This window comes from Pseudomonas zanjanensis, assembly GCF_014268745.2.
GTDB classification, from domain to species: domain Bacteria; phylum Pseudomonadota; class Gammaproteobacteria; order Pseudomonadales; family Pseudomonadaceae; genus Aquipseudomonas; species Aquipseudomonas zanjanensis.
The window spans coordinates 3,296,106-3,316,810 of sequence record NZ_JABWRB020000001.1 but is presented as its reverse complement, the minus strand read 5'-3'; the positions used below and the strand labels follow the sequence as shown (position 1 = coordinate 3,316,810).

The following is a 20,705-nucleotide window of genomic DNA, read 5'->3' as shown; positions in this document are numbered from 1 at the left end:
ATCTTGTCTCTGTGGCGAGGGAGCTTGCTCCCGCTGGGTCGCGAAGCGGCCCCAAGCCTTTTGTCTGGGAACAAAAACTTGGGCCTGCTGCGCAGTCCAGCGGGAGCAAGCTCCCTCGCCACAGGGTTTTGCATGGGCCTGTGTGGCTCAGCTTTTATCCCTGGTTTTTCATAAGGAACCCCTCCGATGTCCCTGCATCCGGAACTCAATGCCTTCCTCGACCTGGCCGAAGAAAGCCAGGCCGAGGGCCCCGGGCCGTTTCACCTGTCGACACCGGCCCAGGCCCGTGAGGCGTTCGAGCGCACCACGGTGCAATTGCGCTGGAGCGCTCCGGCTGATGTGCAGTGCGCCGCGCACTCATTCACGACCCGTGACGGCGCGACGCTGGCGCTGCGCCTGTACCGTCCCGCCACGGCGTCGGCCCAGGCGCTGCCGGTGCTGGTGTACTTTCACGGCGGTGGTTATGTGGTCGGCAGCCTGGAATCCCACGACGGCGTCTGCCGCGAATTCTGCGCGCGGACACCCTGTGCGGTGTTGTCGGTGGGCTATCGCCTGGCCCCGGAACACACTTTCCCGACCCCGCTGAACGACGGCGCCGATGCCCTCGACTGGCTGGCCCGGCAGGCCCACGTCGAGGGTTTGGATATCAGCCGCGTGGCGTTCGGCGGCGACAGCGTCGGCGCGACCCTGGCGACGGTGCTGGCGCTGCAATCGGCCTTGGAACCCGTCTCCCTGGCGGTCAAGCCGTGCTTTCAACTGCTCTGCTACCCGGTGACCGATGCGTCCACCAGCAGCCCGTCCACCGAGTTGTTCGGCGAAGGTTATCTGCTGGAGAGCGACACCCTCGAGTGGTTCTACCGGCACTACGCCAATGAGCCCACCGATCGCCTGGACTGGCGTTTCTCGCCCTTGCTGGCGCCCGGTTGCCCAGGCCTGGCCCCGGCCCTGATCGCCCTGGCCGGCCATGACCCGCTGCTGGACGAAGGCCGCGCCTACGCCCGGCGTTTGCAAGAGCAGGGGGTGAGCGTGGAACTGATCGAATTCACCGGCCTGATCCACGACTACCTGCGCTTGCAGAGCGTGGTGCCGGAGATTGATGAGGTGTATGGGCAACTGAGCCAGGCGCTGCGGGTTGCACTGACTGCCTGAGACACCACCATTCCCTGTGACAGGTCTCAGAATTTACATGCCACGAATACCCTGTGGGAGCGAGCCTGCTCGCGATAGCGGTAGGTCAGCCGGCATTTGAAGCGACTGATACACCGCTATCGCGAGCAGGCTCGCTCCCACAGTTATGTTTGGGTGGTCTGAGGATTTGCATACGCCACAAATCCCTTGTGGGAGCGGGCTTGCTCGCGAAAGCGGAGGGTCAGCCGGCATTTGAAGTGACTGATACACCGCCATCGCGAGCAGGCTCGCTCCCACAGTTATGTTTGGGTGGTCTGAGGATTTGCATACGCCACAAATCCCTTGTGGGAGCGGGCTTGCTCGCGAAAGCGGTGGGTCAAACGACATCGATGTTGACTGTGCTGCCGTCTTCGCGAGCAAGCCCGCTCCCACAGTGTTTTTGGGATGACTTCAAGATTTGCAGGCACAAAAAAACCGGGCCAGGCCTAATGCCTGTCAGTTAAGTGGATAGCACGGGCAAACACACAAACCGTGGCGAGGGAGCTTGCTCCCGCTGGGCCGGTCCGACGCCTCGGGCGTAGCAGCCCCAAAACAGGGCCGCTTCGCGACCCAGCGGGAGCAAGCTCCCTCGCCACAGGGTTACTGCCGGGTTTTATTTCACTTAACGGATCGGCATTAGGGCCCGGCCCGGTTTTTCGTGTGCGGTGTTGCTTAGAAGTCGTAGGTCACGTCCAGCGAGGCCACGCGTTCCTGGCCGTAGTAGCAGCCGAACGAGTAGTTGCAGTTGGACACGTATTCGCGGTCGAAGACGTTCTGCACGTTCAGGCTGGTGGTGACGCCACGCAGGCTCGAGGTGGCCTTGCCCATGTCATAGCTGATGGTGGTGTCGAACACGGTGTAGGCTGGGACGTCGAACGAGTTGGCCGCGTCGCCCGGCTTGCGGCCGGTGTGGCGGGCGCCTGCGCCGAAGGTCAAGCCATTGAGCGTGGCCTGGGTGAAGTGGTAGTTGGCCCACAATGTGGCGGAGAACGGTGCCTGTTGCTCGCTGCGGTTGTCCTCGTTGCCGTAGTTGTCCTTGGTGTAGAACGAGTCGAGGTAAGTGGCGGCGGCCATGACTTCGATGTTGTCGAGGGTGGATTTGATTTCCAGCTCGACACCCCGTGAACGTACCTGGCCCGACTGGATCGAATTCTGGGGATCGGCAGGGTCGCCGGTGACCAGGTTCTTCTGTTTGATCTGGAACACCGACGCGGTAATCATCGTTTTGTCGAACGGCTGGTATTTCACACCCACTTCGTATTGTTCACCCTCGGTCGGCTTGAAGGCATTGCCGCTAGCGTCCGTGCCCGTGGTCGGCAGGAAGGATTCCGAGTAACTGATATAGGGCGCGAGGCCGAAATCGGTGACATAGGTCAGGCCGATCCGGCCGGTGAACTTGTTGTCACGCAGTGAGGAAACGGTGCGTGCCAGCAGGTCCTTGTTATCCACTTCGGCCCAGTCCTGGCGACCCCCCACGGTCAGGATCCACTTGTCCAGCTTGATCTGGTCTTGCAGGTAGACGCCGGTCTGGCGAACGGTGTTGTCCCATTGGGTGTCCAGCGTCGGGGTTACGTCGCTGGTGTCGTAGTTGTTGTTATTGCCGTACAGGTCGATTGGCGCGCCTGTGATGTTGTAGCCCTTGTATTTGCGGTTGAAATGGCGATAGTCCACGCCCGCCAGGGTGGTGTGCTCGAGGGCGCCGGTGTTGAATTTGTATTCCACATTGTTATCGATGGTGTAGGCGGTGTTGTGCTGCTGCCAGTCGAGTTTGTTGCGAGTGGCCTGGGTCTGGTCATTCCCAACGAAACCACGCAGGTAGAAGCCCCGATACTGGTCACGCACATCGGTGTAACGGGCGGTGGAGCGGAATGTCAGGTCATCGGTGAAGTTGTGGCTGAAGTCGTAGCCGAGAACGAACTGGTCACGCTTGTAGTCGTTCCACCGAGTGTCGCCGGAGAAAAAGTCCCGGTCGATCCGCTGGCCGTTGGGGCCGCGCTTCAGGGAGCCGATCATCGGCAGGGCCTGATAGTCTTCCAGGCCGTCATCGCGCTGGATTTGCGCCAGCACCGTCAGCGAGGTGTCTTCATTGGGCGCCCAGGTCAGGCTCGGTGCGAGCAGCATGCGTTCGCTGTGGGTGTGATCGACCTGTTGGTTGCCTTTTTTCGCCACGCCGATGACGCGGTAGCTGAATTCCTTTTGATCGTCGATCGGGCCGCTGGTGTCGAACGCGCCGTTGACCCGGTCGTAGCTGCCCGCGCCCAGTTTGATCTGGCTGCGCTGTTCAGTGGTCGGGCGCTTGGAGACCATGTTGATCAGGCCGCCCGGCTGGTTCTGCCCGTACAGCACCGATGAAGGGCCCTTGAGCACTTCGATGCGTTCCAAGGTATACGGATCGATTTGCGGCGCGCCGCCCAGGCTGCCGGCATAGGGCAGGTAGGCACCGTCGAGGTACAGCTGTGTCGGCGCGAACCCGCGGCTGGTGATTTCATCGGCGATGGTGTTGCGGTCGGTGAAGCCGCTGGTGTCCAGGCCCGGCGTGTAGCGCAAGGCCTGGGTCAGGTTGCGTGCGCCCTGGATGGCGATCTGGTCGGCGGTGACCACGTTGATGGTCTGCGGGATCTCCAGGATCGGCGTGTCGGTCTTGGTGCCGGTGGCGCTGCGGGTGGCGACGTAGCCGTCCACCGGACCGTAGGCCGATTCTGCGGTTTTACCGGTGATGGTTGTGGCGCCCAGTTCCAGCGAATCCCCTGACGTCCTGGCGCGCACGCTGGCCGTGTTGCCCTGGATGGTGAACATGACGCCGGTCCCCACCAGCATCTGCGACAACGCTTGCGCCGGCGACAACCGGCCACTGACCGGCTGGCTGCGCAGGCCCTGGACATCATCGGCGCTGTAGAGCACTTGCATGTTCGTTTGATTGCTCAACGCCTGCAGGGCACTCGACAGCGATTGCGCCGCGATGTTGAGGTCGACTTCCTGTGCCTGGACCTGTGCGCTGAACGGCATGGCCAGTGCCAGGCTGAACGCGGTGGCGCTGAAGCCTGGTTGCAGCAGGCGCCGCATGATCAGTGCCTTGGTAAAACGTGGAATCCCCGGAGTTGCTGGCATGTGTTTCACTCTTGCAGGTTTTAGTTTTAATAGGGTGTAGTTGTGATCGATTCTTAATTAGGACGCACCACCCCAGAAAAACCAGAATGAGAATCGTGATTATTCAGGCGGATGTCAGTTCGGTGATGACGCGGCCGGCTTCCATGCGCACCAATTGGTCGGCCACGTCGAAGTAACGGTCGTCGTGGGAAATCACGATGATGGTCTTGCCCAGGCGCTTGAGGTCCGGCAGCAACTCCGTGTAGAAAATCCGCCGGAAGGTCGGGTCCTGGTCGGCGGCCCATTCGTCGAAGACCAGCACCGGACGCTCTTCCAGCCACGCATTGACCAGCGCCAGGCGCTTGCGCTGGCCGGTGGACAGGTCGGTGGTGGTGAAAGCGCCGTCGCGCACGCTGACCTTGTGGGCGATCTCCAGGCGTTGCAGGTATTGGTTGGCGTCGTCCGGGATATGGGTGTCGCCCTGGACGATGTCGTCGAACAGGTAGTAGTCGGCAAAAATCGTCGTGAACAACTGGCGATAGTCATCGCGGGTCACGGCCGTCACGGCGTGGTCGTTGAGGCGGATTTCTCCTTGCTGCGGCGCGTAGAGGCCCAACAGCAGCTTGATCAGCGTGGTCTTGCCACAGCCGTTTTCACCCACGATGAACACGATGTCGCCCTGGTCGATCTTCAGGTTCACCGGCCCCAGGCGGAACGGCGCGGCGCCTTCCACCGCCGGGAAGCTATAGGACACGTTGCTCAGTTCCAGCGTCTGCACCGGCGTTTTCGGCTGGCCTTGGTCGTTGAGTAACAAGTGGGGTTCAGGGGATGAAAACTGTTCCGACAATTCGGCGATGCGGCGGAAGGCGATCTGCGCACGACTGACGATGGGCAGGGTACCGATCAGGTGTTCCAGCGGGCCTTTCATGTACAGCAACACCAGCACGAAACCGCTCATCACCGCTTTGTCGGCGCTCGGCCATAGCGACTGCAGGGCCAGGGCCAGGCCGATCACCACGAAGAACAGCATCGAGCCGAAGGTCTTGGCGATCACGAAAATGTTCACCGAGCGGATCTGCGTGTCGCAGATCTTGTCGGCGGTGTGCTCGATGCCCGAGACGAACATGCGGTGTCGACGAGGGCGATGGATGCGCAGCTCCTTGGCGCCTTCGGCGATGGCGTTGTAGTGCTTCTGCAACTCGTCCTCGGAGTCGCGCGCCTCCATGAAGCCCTTGATCCCCCGCCCGCGGGCGATGTACTGCACCACGGTGCCGATGATGATCGCCACGACCATCATCAGGAACATCGGCCACGACAGCATTGCCAGGTACCCCATGCACCCAAGGGTGACGGTCAGGGAAATGGCCAGGGGGGCGAAGGCGAAGGCGAAATCGCTGATGGTGTCGACGTCGTGGGTCAACACCGGGATCAGGCGATGGCTGCGGTAGCGTTCGATCTGCTGGATCGGTGCCGACAGGACTTTTTCCCCCAGCTCCTTGCGCAGCTTGGCGATGATCTTCTGGCCGACGTAGTTGGTGCCGATGTCGGAACAGATGGAACTGATCAGGGCCAGCAGGCACAACCCGGCGAACACGCCCACCACGGTGTGACTCAGCCCGCCTTCGGCGTGCAGCACCTGGTTGATGGTGGCCAGCAGCACGGTGACGCTCAGGCCACCGACCATGCCCAGCAGGATGGCGCCGATGACAATCAGCCGGAAGGGTTTGAGCAGGGTGAACAATTCATTGATCACCCCGCGTTTTGGTTGGCTCATGGAGGTTTCCCTGCAAGATGAAAAGGACGAACGCCATCGCGGGGACATTCACCGCATGGGCTGGAGGACGGCGGCACGCCGGATTGGGTCGCGCCCATCTGTAGAACGATTGGACGGGAGGGGGATTTAGCGAGGAACCGGCTGACACACAATTGTGGCGAGGGAGCTTGCTCCCGCTCGGTTGCGCAGCGACCGCAAAATCTTGGGGCCGCTTCGCCCGAAGTGTCGGACCGGCCTAGCGGGAGCAAGCTCCCTCGCCACCGTTGTGTTCGCAGCCCTGGTATTGGCTGTGTCCATGGAATCCAGGATTAAAAGGCCGGCGCCCAACAGAGCCGGCCTTTTTTTTGATCATTTTCGCGAATGATAAGTAAAGTCATTCCGGTTTTGTCAGATGCTGCGTCTTACTTAGGTAGGTGGGCACATCGGGTCGGCCACGCCCTGACACATTGCCCTGGGGCGGGTTCACGTGTGCCGGCGAGCGGCGGGCCCTTCGGCCCCATGGACTTTTACTTCGACCAATAATAGAGAACACGATGTCATCCATTCATGAGTTGAAACCTCTTTTCAAGGCACTCGTCATGTCCCGCGGCCTGCGTTCGCGGCGGGTGTTGGCCGGTTTGGGGTGGGTCTGCGTACTGCCCCTCAGCACTCAGGTAATGGCGCAAGACGTCAGCATCGACATCCCAGCGCAACCGCTGCCGCAGGCACTGCAAGCCTTCGGTCAGCAGACCAACCAGCAAGTGATCTACAACGCTGGCGACATGGCCGGGCTGAAAAGCACCCGCGTCAGCGGCACAATGAGCCCGCAGGCGGCCATCGCCGAGTTGCTCAAGGGCACAGGCGTGCGCTACAGCCTCGAGGGCAATACCTGGATGTTGATGCGCAGCCCTGCCACGGGAGGCCTTGAGCTGGGTGCGACCACCATCAGTGCACAAGCGTTGGACGCGACAACCGAAGGCAGTCATTCCTACACCAGCAAGGCCGTGACCCTCGGCAAGGGCACTCACACCCTCAAGGAAATTCCCCAGTCGATCACCGTGATGACGCGCAAGCAGATGGATGACCAGAACCTGGTCAGCCTCAAGGACGCCGTCAACCAGACCACCGGCATCGTCGGCCTGCAGGGCGTCGGCCAAGGCATGATCCTGTCGTCACGCGGTTTCCAGATCGACGATTGGCAATATGACGGCGTGCCGATCCTGCGCAATAACTATTCGCTGGGCAACTGGGCGACCCAAGACCTGATCTTCTTCGACCGCCTGGAAATCATGCGCGGCGCGGCCGGCTTGCTGCAAGGCACTGGCAGCCCCGGTGGTGCCGTCAACCTGGTGCGCAAGCGTGGCCAGCATGCGCCGACCGTAACCCTGACCGGCAAGGCCGGCTCCTGGGATCACTACGGCCTGCAACTGGACGCTGGCGGCCCGCTGAACCAGGCCGGCAATATCCGCGGCCGTGTCGTCATCGACGAAGACCAGAGCAATTCGTTCGTCGATCATGCGTGGAGCAAGACCCACTCGCTGTACGGTGCGCTGGATGTCGACCTGAGCGAAGACACCACCCTGGGCCTGGCGGTCAGCCAATCCAACGGCGAATCGCGCGGCAACATCCGTGGCCTGCCACGCTACGCCGACGGGTCGATGCCGGACGTGTCGCGTTCGACCTATACGGGGGCGCGGTGGAACCGTTCGGAAATCGATGTCACCACCTACTACACCGACCTGGAGCATCGGTTCAACGATGACTGGGCGTTCAAGGTGGGTGCCGTGTACATGACTGAAGACAACCAGGCGAAAAACCAGCGAGTGCAAAGGGGGGGTGGTCTATTGCCTGATGGCAGTGGCGTGCAATATGCCGATTTCGTGACTGATTTCCAGTCCACGAAGTCTGGTCTGGACATGAACCTGATCGGCAAGTTCGAAGCCTTGTCGATGGAGCAGGAAGTCATGCTCGGCGGCAACTTCTCGCAGTTGGAGACGGATGATCGCTACGCCCGTACATTCAACAGCACCAGCGACTCCATCTTCGACCTGAACAATAACCGGCCGGACATCAGCTATGAGAGTCTGATCAACAGCCCGGGCGGGCGGGGCGTCCTCAGTAAGTACGATATCCGCCAGAAGGGTGTGTATGGCACTTGGCGCGTCAAGCCGATCGATGATCTGACGCTGGTGCTGGGTTCCCGGGTCAGTTGGTATGACTTCAGCTACAAGTCGAGAACCGAAGACTCAACCGGTATTACCCCCTACACGGCAAACACAGGAACTGAAACCGGAGTGGTCACGCCCTACGGCGGTATCATCTATGACCTGAGCCGTGAGTGGGCGGTGTACGCCAGCTACACCGATGTATTCCAGCCCCAGACCGAGGTCGATACCAGCGGTTCGGTGCTCAAGCCCATCGTTGGCACCAACTACGAAGTCGGCCTCAAGGGTGAGCTGATGGACGGTCGGGTCAATACCTCTCTGGCTGTCTTTCGTTACGATCACGAGAACCGCGCCATCCAAGACATCGCGGGCGGGATGGTATGTGAGGGAGGGTATTGCTCGGCAGCCTCGGGGAAAGTGCGCAGCCAGGGTTTCGATGCGGAAATCAGTGGTGAAGTGGTAGACAATCTGCAGTTGTTCGCGGGCTACACCTACAACACCACCAAGTACCTGGAGGAGCCGGGGAAGGACGGTGTTGTCTTCAGTAGCTGGACGCCGAAACACATGCTGCGGGTATGGGGCAACTACCAGCTGACCGGCGACTGGAGCCGTGTCAGCACTGGCCTGGGCTTCACCACCCAAAGCCACACACTGGTTTACCAGGAAAAGACCGACGTACCGGGTTATACCGTGTGGAATGCCCGTGTCGGCTACCAGCTGACGCCAGAAATCGCTTTGGCGCTCAATGCCAACAACCTGTTTGACAAGACGTATATAACGCCCGCTTACAACCAGCTTGATGGCAACAACAACTTCGGTGATCCGCGAAACCTGATGTTCAGCGTGAAGTACACCCCGGAGTTCTGATTCTTGTGGGAATGAAATAGACCTGCCTTGTGCGTGATGCTGTTCACTTAGACAAAACGGCGCTTCTTCAGAAATGGGAAGCGTCTTTTTTTTGTCTTTTTTTTGGGGGGGATTACAGCCAATGAAAAGGTTGGATGTGCCGGCCTCATCGCGAGCAAGCTTTGCTCCCACAGAAGGACTCCGGGTGCGCGCGGATATTGTGGGTGCTGAAGATCCAATGTGGGAGCGAGCCTGCTCGCGAAGGCGGCGTCACAATCAATGAAAAGGTTGGATGTGCCGGCCTCATCGCGAGCAAGCTTTGCTCCCACAGAAGGACTCCGGGTGCGCGCGGATAGTGTGGCTGCAGAAGATCCAATGTGGGAGCGAGCCTGCTCGCGAAGGCGGGATTGCAGCCAATGAAGTTGTTGAATGTACTGGCCTCTTCGCGAGCAGGCTCGCTCCCACAATTTGCCTGCGGTGAACACAAGTGAGGTGGTCGCCGCAGGCATAGTGTGGGAGCAAGCTTGCTCCCACAGGGGGCGCCTACATATCCCGCGCCACCCGAAAACCGATCCAGTCGCCGCGGTCGCCTGGCACCAGCGCATTGCGATTGCCGGAGCGGGAGAACACCGGCGCCTCGCCCCAGTCGTTGCCGCGGATGCGTTTGAATTCGCATTTGCCGGTCAGCCAGGCGCTGCCGTCGCTCGGGGCGCCCACGTAGTTTTCGTTGTAGCAATCGGCGGTCCATTCGTAGATGTTGCCGTGCATGTCATACACGCCGAAGGCGTTGGGTGCGAAGCTGCCGGCCGGGGCGGTGAAGTTGTAGCCGTCGGCGGCGCCGTAGGTGTTGGCATGCTGGGCGATGCTGTAGTCCTTGCCCTCGTCGAACGGGAAGGGGAACGGCCCGGTGCTGCCGCCGCGTGCCGCATACTCGCGCAGGGATTCGCTGACCAGCCGGTATTGCTTGCCGGTCTTTTTCGACAACCAGGCCACGTAGGCATTGGCCTCGGCGAAGTCCATGCACACCGCCGGGTGCCGGTCGGTGTACTGCTTGCGCGGGTCGCTGCCCTGGTAGTCCGGGATGCCGGCCTTGCATGCCCGGCCGGGGCGCTCGTCGCCGTCGGGCATCGTGTAGCCGGTGTCGCGCAGGTAGGCGAACCATTCACCCTTGAGCACCTGGAAGCGACTGATCGCCAGCGGTTTGGCGAACGTCACCGGGTGCATCGGGCCTTCGTCGGGCTCGCGGCCTACTTCGTCTTCCGGGGTGCCCATCTGGAAGGTGCCGGTGGGCAGCACGACCATTTCCGGGCAGTCCTTGCAATCACGAAAGACCTGGCCCGCTTGAGACGCCTGGGCGCCGGAGGGCAGCAGGGCGGCGAGGGCCAGTGCCGGGAATAACGTCAACGAAAAACTGTTCATCCATCTCTCTCGATAAGTCAGGTTCAGAGTGTCTTGCCCAGCAACCCCATGAAGCGATCGATCTCGGCTTCGGTGTTGAGCAGCCCCGGTGCGGTGCGGACCACCGGCCCCGCGTCGCGATGCACGGCGTCGGCGATCACGTGGTTTTTCATCAGGTAAGCGGCGACCTCGTCGCTGTCGCGGCCCTTGACCCGGAAGAAGGTGAAGCCGGCGGACAGCGCCGGGCTAATCGGGGTGACCAGTTCGATCTGCGGCTGTGCCAGCAGCTGTTTTTTCAAATAGCTATTGAGGGCATGGATGCGCGCCTGCACCTCGGCCTTGCCCAATTGCAGGTGCAACTTGAACGCCTCGTCGGCCGCCCAGCGATGCTCGAAGGCGTGGTAGCCGCCCGGGGTCATGGTGGTGGAAAACGCCGTGGCTTCAGAGAACGTTGGAATGATCGGCGTGACGTACTTGAGCTCTTCGCTGCGGCTGCACACCAGGCCCGTACCGCGCGGGCCGAACATCCACTTGTGGGTGCCGGCGATGAAAAAATCGCAATTCATGGCAGGGAAACTGAGGTCTTCGACGCCGAAACCGTGCACGCCGTCCACTACATAAATGATCCGCTGCTCATCGCTGCGGCCTTGGTTGTGCTTGTCCACCAGGGCGCCGATCTTGTCGATCGGCAGCTTCACGCCGCTGCCCGAGTGCACCCAGGTCATGCCCAGCACCCGAGTTTCGGGGCGGATGTTGCGGTCGATGGCCGTGAGGATCTGTTCGTGGCTGGCGTCGTGGGCGTTGTCGAAGAGCTTGATCTTGCGCACCCGTGTGCCAGTCCGTTGGGTGCGCAGGTCGAGAATGGTGTGGGTCGCGTAGTGTTCGTGGACGGTGGTGAGGATTTCCTGGTCGGCCGCCACCTGGACACCGCCGTAGATCATCGACAGGCCTTCGGTGGTGCTGCCGGTGAGGGCGATCTGCGCAGGATTCGCCTGCAGGTAGCGGCCGGCCCAGGTGCGGACGTTTTCCTCGCGTTCTTCGGTGACGCCCAGATCCCAATCCATCAACAGCCCGGGGTTGTTATCCAGGGCTGCGCGGTGTTTTTCGATGGCCTCGCGCACCGGGCGCGGGTGGGTGGTGACCAGGAAGTTGGAGAAGTGCAGGTAGTCCGGGTCCTGGTTGAACAGCGAGCGCAGTTGCGCCCATTTGTCCTTGGGCAGCGGTGGCAGGGGAGCGGCGCTGGCCGTGGCGGGCAGGCTGGCGGCGAGGGGCAGGCCGGCGGCGAGGATCCCGGCCTGCTTCAGGAAGGTGCGACGCTCATTCATGGCTGGGCCGCCTTCTGGGTCGAGGCGATGGCGGGGCGGGCGGCTTTCTGGACCTGATCCCAGACCCGCAGGAAATTGCCGCCCCATAGTTTGGCGATGTCGGCTTCCGAGTAACCGCGGGTCAGCAGTTCGGCGGTGACGTTGCGAATGTCGCCGACGTTCTCCCAGCCTTCCACACCGCCGCCTTCGTTGAAGTCCGAGCTGATGCCGACGTGGTCGATGCCGATCTTGCGTACGGTGTAGTCGATGGCGTCCCCCAGGTCCTTGAGGCTGGCCTTGGGTTCCTCTTCGAGGATGCCGTAGAGCTGGCCGGCATATTCGCCGAACTTTTGTTCCGGCCACGCAGCGATGATCGGGTCGCCGGGCATCAGCGCCATCGCCAGGTTGGGCAGTGGCGGCAGGTCGAAGCGTTCGCGCAGGGCGTTGAGTTTGTCCTGGGTCTTTTGCGTCAGCGGCCGCAGGTACTGGGAAAAACCGACGACCTGCACCACGCCGCCGCTGGCCTTGATCAGTTGCATTTCCTTGTCGCTGAGGTTGCGCGGGATGTCGACCATCGCCCGTGGCGCCGAATGGGAGGCCACCAGCGGCGTGCGGCTCAGTTGCGCGACTTGCTCCAGGGCCTGGGTCGACATCTGTGACACGTCGATGATCACGCCCAGGTCGTTCAAGCGCGTCACCGCTTGCTTGCCGATGTCCGACAGGCCGCCGAGGGCGTCGGGCGAGTCGTTGAAGAACGGCAGTGGACGGGAGGAGTCGGCCCAGTCGTTGTTGCCGATGTAGCTGAAACCGAACATGCGCATGCCCCGTGCGGTCCACAGGTCCAGCAGGTTCAGGTCGTGGCCGAGGGGATAGGCGTTGAGCATGCTGATGAAAATCGCGAACTTGCCTTCACCATGCAGGCGACGGAAATCATCCGGGGTGTAGGCGATGGCGACCTGGTTGGGAAAGTCGCGGACCAGGCCGGTGATGATCTTGTAGCGCACTTCCTGCTGGTTGCGCGCTTCCTCGACGAAGCCGGCGGTGGGCTTGTGTGGCGCGTTGGGGCCGTTCCACAACTCCGGCCAGCCAAACACCGTCAGGGCCGCACCGGACAATTGCCCGCGGTTGGCTTTCACCAGGTCGAACTGGCCGCTGCCGTCCTTGTCGGCTTCATTGCCGGCGGTGCCAAAATCCAGCGGTACGGTGATGTGGCTGTCGAAGGACAGCAGGCGTTCGTGCAGCTCCCTGGCTTCGTTCATGACTTTGACCGGGTAGCCGGGGTTATCCCGCCACCAGTGGTCCCAAGCCGCGACGCCAGCACCGACGGCCAACGCCAGGGCCAGGGGCAGGCCGATGAAAAGAGCCTTTTTCGAACGAGGTGTTGTCATTGCCGATCTCAGTCAGGTTCGCCTTGGAAGGACAGGCGCGGGGCCTTTGCTATCTGGGGAGAACGAGTGGTCGGGCGGGAAATTTAGGCGCTCTCGGGGCGGCCATCGCGAGCAAGCTTTGCTCCCACAGTGGAATTGCAATGCGCTCACCTGTGGGAGCAAAGCTTGCTCGTGATAGTGGCCTTGAAACCCACCCATCTCTTGCGGATGTACTCAGATCCATTGTGGGAGCGAGCCTGCTCGCGATGAGGCCCTCACAGCTGCCTATAAATTTGTCAGCCCACCCAACGTTCTAGCTTGGATAAAGCCCACCCCAGGGCGAACACAGGTAAGGCAATGACGATTTCTCGACGATGGTTCATGGCAGGCCTGGCGCTGACCGGTGCCGCCGTGCCTGCGGTGTATTACGGGCATCGCGAACTGACCCGGCCGGACCCGACCATCACCCCCGGCGAGGCCTCGTTCGACGTGGCCGACGTGGCGGGCCAGCGCCGGGCCGATACGTTGCGGGGCATCTGGACGATCCGTTTCACCGGCCGCGACGCCGGCCTCGAAGGCTTGCCCCAGGACGGTCTGCAGGTCTTCCTCGACATCGGCCAGAGGGGCCGTGGCCTGGTGGGTTACCTCGACAGCGCCGAACGTTTGCGCGCCGCCGATGAACCGCGTTACCGGGTGTTGGGCGATTTGGCCGGCACCGACCCGAAGCAACTGAGCTGGCGGCTGACAGGGGCTCAGCACGACGCGCCGGACTATGAATTCATCATGACCCTGGACGAAGTCTGGGCCGGTTTCGGCAATGCCGGCAGCGCTACCCTCAGCGGTCGCGTGTTGCGCCTGGACCGTCCCCTGGCGCTGCCTGAACAGGACAATCATTTCATCGCCATCAAGCAACGCTTCCCCGAGGCCCGGGAACGCACGCCGCTGAGCCCGGCGCTGCTGGCCTGGCTGGTGTCGCCCGAGCATCGGCTGTTCCATCAGCTCTGGCACGCCTCGCGGGACAAATGGCACACCCTGGACGAGGACAAGCGCAATGCCCTGCGCGGCATCGGCTGGCAGCCCGGCCCGCGGGACCAGGAGCGTGATGCCCGTGGCCCGCGCAAGGATCGCAACGGCTCCGGCGTGGATTTCTTTTTCATGCACCGGCACATGCTCGGCACGGCCCGTTCGTTCCAGCCGCTGCCGTCGTGGCCGCGCTTCCCCTTGCCGCAACCGGAGCTTGCGCGTGATCGCCTTGGGTTCGCCCGCTACCTCGACAACCACGATGGCACGGCCTTGCCGCCGACCTGGTTGGCCGATGGCGACGAGCAGTACGCCCAGTGGGTCAGCGACATCAAGACCGCCGAGACTTATCACAGCAATTTCCAGGTCTGGGAGTCGCGCTACCGCGACCCGCGCTACCTGTCGAAACTGACCCTGGGCCAGTTTGGCTCGGAAGTGGAATTGGGCCTGCACGACTGGCTGCACATGCGCTGGGCCTCGGTGCCCCGTGATCCGTCCAACGGCCACCCGGTGCCGTTCGCCCGCGACCCGGACGACTTCGCCGCGCGCTGGTACGCCCCGGAAAACGACTTTCTCGGTGATCCGTTTTCCTCCCACGTAAGCCCAGTGTTCTGGGCCTTCCATGGCTGGATCGACGACCGCCTCGAAGACTGGTTCCGTGCCCACGAACGTTTTCATCCGGGGGAAGTGAGCCGACTCGACGTCAACGGCGTGCCCTGGTTCGCCCCGGGCCGCTGGGTCGAAATCGCCGACCCCTGGCTCGGCCCGGACACCCACGGTTGCAGCACCACGCCGGGGCTGCAGGTTGGACGTTCGGTGGAGATGGACCCGGAAACCATGAAGCTGGCGCTGCGCATCACCTTCGGCAGCGATGACAAAAAGGTCGCCGAACTGTTCCGCCGCGTGCCGCAGCGGCCTTGGTATGCGCGTAATCTCAAATCCAAACCGGTTTAACCCCAACTTGGACTGATCGTTCCCTATTTGGCCGGATGGACATCTTTGTGGCGAGGGGATTTATCCCCGCTGGGCTGCGCAGCAGCCCCGTTAGCCAGCACCTCGGTGTGTCAGATGTTTTGAGTGCGCTGGTTTGGGGCTGCTTCGCAGCCCAGCGGGGATAAATCCCCTCGCCACAATGTCGCTTGGCTTGAGATTAGTAAGATGTGTCAGCGCGGCGCGGCGATGTCCAGGGCACGGTTCGCCAGCAGCTCACTCAGCTCGACCATCTGCTGGATCCCCAGGGCAAAACTTCGCCGTGCGCCTTCCAGATCAAAGGCCAGTTCGTTGGCCATGGCATTGACCGAGGCGAGGGTTTCGCTGAGGTTGGCCAGCAGGCATTCCAGGTCCGCACTCTCTGCAACGGTGAACAACTGGCCCGGTGGTGGCTTGGGTGTTTCAGGTTTGGGGTCGAGGTAGTAGGCGAGGGCGCGGTCGGCGGCTTCGTCGAGTTTCTTGGAATCGTCTGCGGGAGGGTTGGGGGTGATCTTGAACATGGTGTAACTCCTAGTATTCATTTTCAGGAGCCGGAACCATCGCTACCAAACGATTGGGTGGCGGCCGTACGCGGGTTGGTAGACCGGAGCACTAGGAACCCGGCGCGCCCGAAGACGCCCTGCGCACGGCCACCATGACACAGACACGAGAGAGCATCTGTAGAAGGTGGCGCTTGCGCCTAGTTGACTCGCGGGCTACCAAACCCGATCGCTGACATCAGCGACCCGGAAACAGTAAAAGCCACGAGCCAAGCGCACAAGCCGGCGGATTCTGGCGTAGTTGTAGGCAATGACGCAAGGCAACGTAGCCTCGCTCGGGAGTCCTACATGGCCCGATAAACAGAGCCCAAGTCGAACACCGTTTATGAGAAGTGGAGAGTTATCTGTGGCGAGGGAGCTTGCTCCCGCTGGGCTGCGAAGCAGCCCCCAAACCAGTCCCCTCAAAACACCTGACCCACCGAGGTGCTGGCCATTGGGGCTGCTGCGCAGCCCAGCGGGAGCAAGCTCCCTCGCCACAGAAATAACCCTGGCCACCCTGTATTACTTGGCTTCGAAGGTGGGTTTGAGGCCTACATCACCCGCCAACCCCCACCCAACGCCCTGTACAACGCCACGCTCGCCTGCACCCGCGCCAATCGCAATTGCACGTTCATGTCCTGGGCGGCGTACAGCGTGCGTTGGGTTTCCAGTACCGTGAGCAAATCTTCGGCGCCGGCCTGGTAGCGGCGTTGGGCGATGTCGAAGGCGGTCTGGGCCTGGTGCAGTTCCTCGCTTTGCCATTGCCGTTGACGGTCGAGGCCGTGGATGCCGTTCAGGGCTTTTTCGACGTCGGCGAAGCCGTTGATGATGGCGGCGCGGTAGAGCTCCAGCAGTTCCTCTTGGCGGGCGCTGGCTTTGTCCCGTTCGGCCTTCAGGCGGCCGTTGTTGAAGATCGGCGCGGCCAGGCCAGCGGTGAGGTTGTAGACGTTGTTGCGCAGCAACTGATCGGCAATGTCGGCGCCGGTGGCGAGGCTCAGGCCCAGGGTCATGGTGGGCAGCATGGCGGCTCGGGCCACGGTGATGTCGGCCTGGGCGGCGGCGAGGCGGGCTTCGGCGGCGGCGATGTCGGGGCGACGGCGCAGCAGTTCGCTGGGCACGCCGGCGTCGATGACGGGCCAGTGCAAGCGGTCGAAACTGTCGTCGTCGAGCCTGACCGACTGCACCGGTTGCCCCAGCAGTGTCGCCAGGGTGATCAACGCTTCGCGGGCTTGTTGTTGCACTTGCGGCACGCGGCGTTGCTGGGCCGCTACCAGGCTTTTTTGCTGGGACAGTTCCAGGGCCGTGGCGCTGCCGGCGTCGTAGCGGGTCTGCACCAGATCGAGTACACGCTGGGCGTTGTCCAGGTTTTGTTCGGCGATGCGCTGTTGCTCGCGCAGGGACAACGCCTGGGTGTAGCTGTTGGCGACGCCGCTGAGCAGGGTCAACTCAACGGTCGCGCGGTCGAACTGGCTGGCCGACAACGTCTTTAATGCACTGTCCCGGGCCGCCCGTTTGCCACCCCAGAAGTCCAGCTCATAGGTGGCGCTGAGGTTGGCGTCGTAGTAATCGATGGTCCGGTTGTCTCGATCCACATCCAGTTGGCTATAGCCCTTGCCGCGCATCAACTCCTGGCGATTGCCGTTGAGCCCCGCCGTGACCGCTGGCAGCAATGGCGCGCCGGCGATCACCGCGCTGGCCTCGGCCTGGCGCACCCGGGCCATGGCGGCGGCCAGGTCGTGGCTGTCCAGGCGCGCCTGCTCGATCAAGCGATTCAATTGCGGGCTGCCGAAGTGCGTCCACCATTGCAGGTTTACCGCTTGGGCGCTGGGTGTATCGAGGCTCTGCCAAGCCTGTGGCGGTTGAATGCCGCTGTCGGGCGTCGACGATGGGGTGGCGCAGGCCGCCAGCAACAGGCTGGCGGCCAGGAGGGTCAGGTGCGCTTTCATAAAGTGGGGTTCATTCACTGGTGAGGGCCGCCACCGGGTCGAGGCGGGCGGCCTTGCGGGCAGGCATGAAGCCGAAGACAACGCCGGTGACCAGGGCGCAGCCAAAGGCGCCGAACACCGCCAGCCATTCGAAGGCCACGGCGATCTTGCCCAGCAACAGGGCGCCACCCACCAGCAGGGCCAGGCCGATACCGGCGAGCCCGCCGACCACCGAGAGCATCACCGCTTCGGTGAGGAATTGGCGCAGGATGTCCCGTTGGCGGGCGCCGGTGGCCATGCGGATACCGATCTCGCGAGTGCGTTCGCGCACGGTCATGAGCATGATGTTCATCACGCCGATGCCGCCCACCAACAGCGAAATAGCCGCGATAGCGCCGAGCATCAGCGACAGCGTGCCTTGGGTGCGGGCTTCGGCCTGGATCATCGCGGCGTTGTTGGTCAGCTCGAAATCCTGCTTGCCGTCGTGCAGGCGCAACAGCGTCCGGGAGACCGCCTGCTCGGCCTCCTGGACCTTGCCGGCGTCCCGGGCGGCGATCACCACGTATTCGGGATGGCGGGTGCCGAACAGCCGCACACTGGCGGCGGAGTATGGGATGGCGACGCGATTGTCGGCGTCCGAATCCCCGGAGCTGGCGCCTTTTTCCGCCAGTACGCCGACTACCTGGAATGGCATGTTCTCGATCAGGATGTAACGGCCGATGGGGTCGGCGACGTCCTTGAGCAGTTTCTCCCGGACCTTGTGGCCGATCACCGCCACCGCCGCGGCGCCGCGTTCGTCGGCATCGGTAAAGTAGCTGCCCTCGGCCACCGGCCAATTGAAGATGATCGGGAAGTTCGTATCGTTGCCGCCGACGTAGCTGGTGTGGTCGAGGTTGCCAAAACGCACGCTGGCTTCGGCGCCGTTGACCGGCATGATCCGCTGCACCTCGGGCAGGGCGGCGAGGGCGGCCAGGTCGTATTCGCTGATGATGCCCTTGGTGGCGCGCGGCGAGGGCGCGCTGCCGTTGAGGTAGATGATGTTCGAGCCGAACGCGCCCATCTGCGCCATGACCTGGCGCTTGCTGCCTTCGCCCACGGCCAGCATCACCACCACCGAGGCCACGCCGATGACAATGCCGAGCAAGGTCAGGGCGGTGCGAAAGCGGTTGATCCACATCACCCGCCACGCCGCCTGCACCGCGTCCACCAGCTCGCCTTTCCAGGCGCCGTTGTGTTCGCTGCCGGCGCTCAGGCGCTGGCGCAGGTCCACGGCTTGCAGTGCCTTTGGATTGGCTTGTACGTCGCTGGGCAGGGAGCTGGCGCTGTCACTGATGATCAGCCCATCGCGGATCTCGATGATGCGCTTGGCCCGGGCTGCCACTTCGCGGTCGTGGGTGATCAGGATCACCACGTGGCCTTGGCTCGCCAGTTCGTCGAGCAACGCCATGACCTCGATGCCGCTCTGGCTGTCGAGGGCGCCAGTGGGTTCGTCGGCGAGAATGATATGGCCGCCATTCATCAAGGCCCGGGCGATCGACACCCGCTGCTGCTGCCCGCCAGACAGTTGATGGGGACGGTTGCCGGTGCGGCTGGCCAGGCCCAGGCGGTCAAGCAAAGCGCTGGCCCGGGCGTGGCGCTCGGCGGCGGAGGTGCCGGCATAGATGGCCGGCATCTCGACGTTTTCCTGGGCTGTGCCGGAAGGAATCAAGTGATAACCCTGGAACACGAAACCGAACGCTTCGCGCCGCAGCCAGGCCAATTCATCGCTGCCCAGGTTGGCGACGTCTTCGCCCGCGAAACGGTACTCGCCGCGGGTGGGGCGGTCGAGGCAGCCAAGGATGTTCATCAAGGTGGATTTGCCGGAGCCGGACGCCCCGACAATCGCCAGGAACTCCCCGGCGTGAATGGCCAAGTCGATGCCGCGCAGCACCTCCACCCGAGGGCTGTCGCCGCCGCCATAGGCCTTGCGAATGTCCCGCAGTTCGATCAGGGGCGTATTCATTCAGCCTCCGCTGCCGCTGGCCGAGCCGATCAGCACCCGGTCGCCTTCGCTCAGGCCGTCGAGAATCTGCGTGCGCAGGCGATCGCTGACGCCCGTGCGAACGGTGCGCGGCTGGACATCGCCATTGTCGGCCAGCACCTGCACCTGATTGGCGTCTTGTAGGGCGGCGATGGGCACGGTCAGCACGTCCTTGGCTTGGGCGGCAACGAAAAACACCTGGGCGGTCATGTCGGTCATCAAGGCGCGGTCGGCGTTGTCCACGTCCAGCAACACGGTGTAGAGCACCACCCGTTCGCTGCCGCTGCGGCCACCGGTGGGGCTGCCGCCCTGGCTGGCTTCCAGCGGGCGCGGCGGCACCGGGAGGATCTGGCGCACGGTGCTGCTCCAGCGCCGGTTGCCGCCGGCCAGGGTGGTGAAGTAGGCGGTCATGCCCGGCTTGACGTGGCCGATATCGGCTTCCGACACTTCGGCCCAGACCGTCATCGGCGACAGCCGGGCGATGCGCAGGATCAGCGGGGTTTGCTGCTGGGCGTTGAGGGTCTGGCCTTCCCGTGCGCCGACGGCGACCACGGTGCCGCTCATCGGCGCATAGATACGTGTGTAGCCCAACTCGGCCTCGTCGCTGCGCAGGCTGGCCTGGGCCTGGCGGATCTGGGCCTGGAACATGTCGATGCGGGCCTGGGTCGCGCGCACTTCGGCCTGGGCGGTCTGCACGTCTTCCTCGCGGGTGGCGCCACCGGCCTTGAGTTGCTGCTGGCGACGGAATTTCTGCTGCGCCAGGTCGTGCTGGGCGCGTTGCTCCTGAAGCTGGGCCTTGAGGTTTTCGATGGAAAAGCGCCCGGCATCAAGCTTGGCTTTTTGCGTGGACGGGTCGATTTCCACCAGCAACTGGCCTTCACGGACCTCGTCGCCGGCTTCCACGTGAATCTTCTGGATCTGCCCGGACGCCTGGGCGCCGACGTCGACATAACGCCGCGGTTGCAAGGTGCCCAGGGCAGTGACGCTGTTTTCGATATCGCCCCGGGTGACGGGGGCAGTGACCAGGGGCTCACGACTTGGCGCGACCGCTTGCCACGCGGCGAAGGCCACGGCCGGAAGCAGGGCGAAGGTGAGAAGCCAGGCGCGTCGGGTAGGGCGGGGACGTTTCATGCAGGGTTCCGGCC

12 protein-coding genes are annotated in these 20,705 nt (G+C 63.0%); 3 read left to right on the top strand and 9 right to left on the bottom strand.

The genetic code is table 11. The features are described from left to right. The first annotated feature begins 186 nt into the window (after positions 1-186). Positions 187-1,149, top strand: a complete 963-nt coding sequence (locus tag HU715_RS14065; protein WP_186710700.1) for an alpha/beta hydrolase — start codon at positions 187-189, stop codon at positions 1,147-1,149. A 690-nt stretch (positions 1,150-1,839) separates the two neighbouring features. Here HU715_RS14065 and HU715_RS14060 read toward each other — a convergent pair. Further along, positions 1,840-4,275, bottom strand: coding sequence for a TonB-dependent siderophore receptor (locus HU715_RS14060; RefSeq protein ID WP_186708666.1), 2,436 nt, complete (start codon positions 4,273-4,275; stop codon positions 1,840-1,842). Between the two features lie 103 nt (positions 4,276-4,378). Then, positions 4,379-6,028 carry a cyclic peptide export ABC transporter gene (locus HU715_RS14055; protein ID WP_186708668.1) on the bottom strand — a complete coding sequence of 550 codons (1,650 nt, stop codon included), beginning with the start codon at positions 6,026-6,028 and terminating at the stop codon, positions 4,379-4,381. A gap of 533 nt (positions 6,029-6,561) precedes the next feature. Between HU715_RS14055 and HU715_RS14050 the strand changes: the two genes are divergently transcribed. Continuing rightward, a complete protein-coding gene (locus tag HU715_RS14050) occupies positions 6,562-9,039 on the top strand; it encodes a TonB-dependent siderophore receptor (protein WP_186708670.1) in 2,478 nt (825 codons plus the stop codon). 522 nt (positions 9,040-9,561) lie between these two features. Here the strand turns inward: HU715_RS14050 and pvdO are convergent. From pvdO to pvdM, 3 genes are read right to left on the bottom strand one after another with little or no spacing between them, the layout of a single operon-like run. Continuing rightward, positions 9,562-10,437: a dihydropyoverdine dehydrogenase gene (pvdO, locus tag HU715_RS14045; protein WP_186708671.1), complete on the bottom strand. Its 876-nt coding sequence runs from the start codon at positions 10,435-10,437 to the stop codon at positions 9,562-9,564. Positions 10,438-10,460: 23 nt separating this feature from the next. Beyond that, positions 10,461-11,741 carry a pyoverdine-tailoring periplasmic protein PvdN gene (gene pvdN / locus HU715_RS14040; RefSeq protein WP_186708673.1) on the bottom strand — a complete coding sequence of 427 codons (1,281 nt, stop codon included), beginning with the start codon at positions 11,739-11,741 and terminating at the stop codon, positions 10,461-10,463. Then, positions 11,738-13,108: a pyoverdine-tailoring dipeptidase-like protein PvdM gene (gene pvdM, locus HU715_RS14035; RefSeq protein ID WP_186708675.1), complete on the bottom strand. Its 1,371-nt coding sequence runs from the start codon at positions 13,106-13,108 to the stop codon at positions 11,738-11,740. Before pvdM ends, pvdN begins: the two co-directional genes overlap by 4 nt. 336 nt (positions 13,109-13,444) lie before the next feature. On the opposite strand from pvdM, the gene pvdP reads away from it, so the two are divergent. Further along, positions 13,445-15,061: a pyoverdine maturation tyrosinase PvdP gene (gene pvdP / locus HU715_RS14030; RefSeq protein ID WP_186708677.1), complete on the top strand. Its 1,617-nt coding sequence runs from the start codon at positions 13,445-13,447 to the stop codon at positions 15,059-15,061. A 209-nt stretch (positions 15,062-15,270) separates the two neighbouring features. On the opposite strand, the gene HU715_RS14025 is transcribed toward pvdP, so the two are convergent. The 4 genes from HU715_RS14025 to HU715_RS14010 all read right to left on the bottom strand — a co-directional run bounded on the left by HU715_RS14025 (position 15,271) and on the right by HU715_RS14010 (position 20,691). Continuing rightward, a complete protein-coding gene (locus HU715_RS14025) occupies positions 15,271-15,597 on the bottom strand; it encodes a DUF6124 family protein (RefSeq protein ID WP_186708679.1) in 327 nt (108 codons plus the stop codon). 569 nt (positions 15,598-16,166) lie between these two features. Continuing rightward, a complete protein-coding gene (locus HU715_RS14020) occupies positions 16,167-17,561 on the bottom strand; it encodes an efflux transporter outer membrane subunit (RefSeq protein WP_186708681.1) in 1,395 nt (464 codons plus the stop codon). A gap of 10 nt (positions 17,562-17,571) precedes the next feature. Further along, positions 17,572-19,542 (bottom strand): MacB family efflux pump subunit, encoded by a 1,971-nt coding sequence (locus HU715_RS14015; RefSeq protein WP_186708683.1) that lies wholly within the window; start codon positions 19,540-19,542, stop codon positions 17,572-17,574. Next, positions 19,543-20,691 (bottom strand): efflux RND transporter periplasmic adaptor subunit, encoded by a 1,149-nt coding sequence (locus HU715_RS14010; RefSeq protein WP_186708685.1) that lies wholly within the window; start codon positions 20,689-20,691, stop codon positions 19,543-19,545. Between the last annotated feature and the right edge of the window lie 14 nt (positions 20,692-20,705).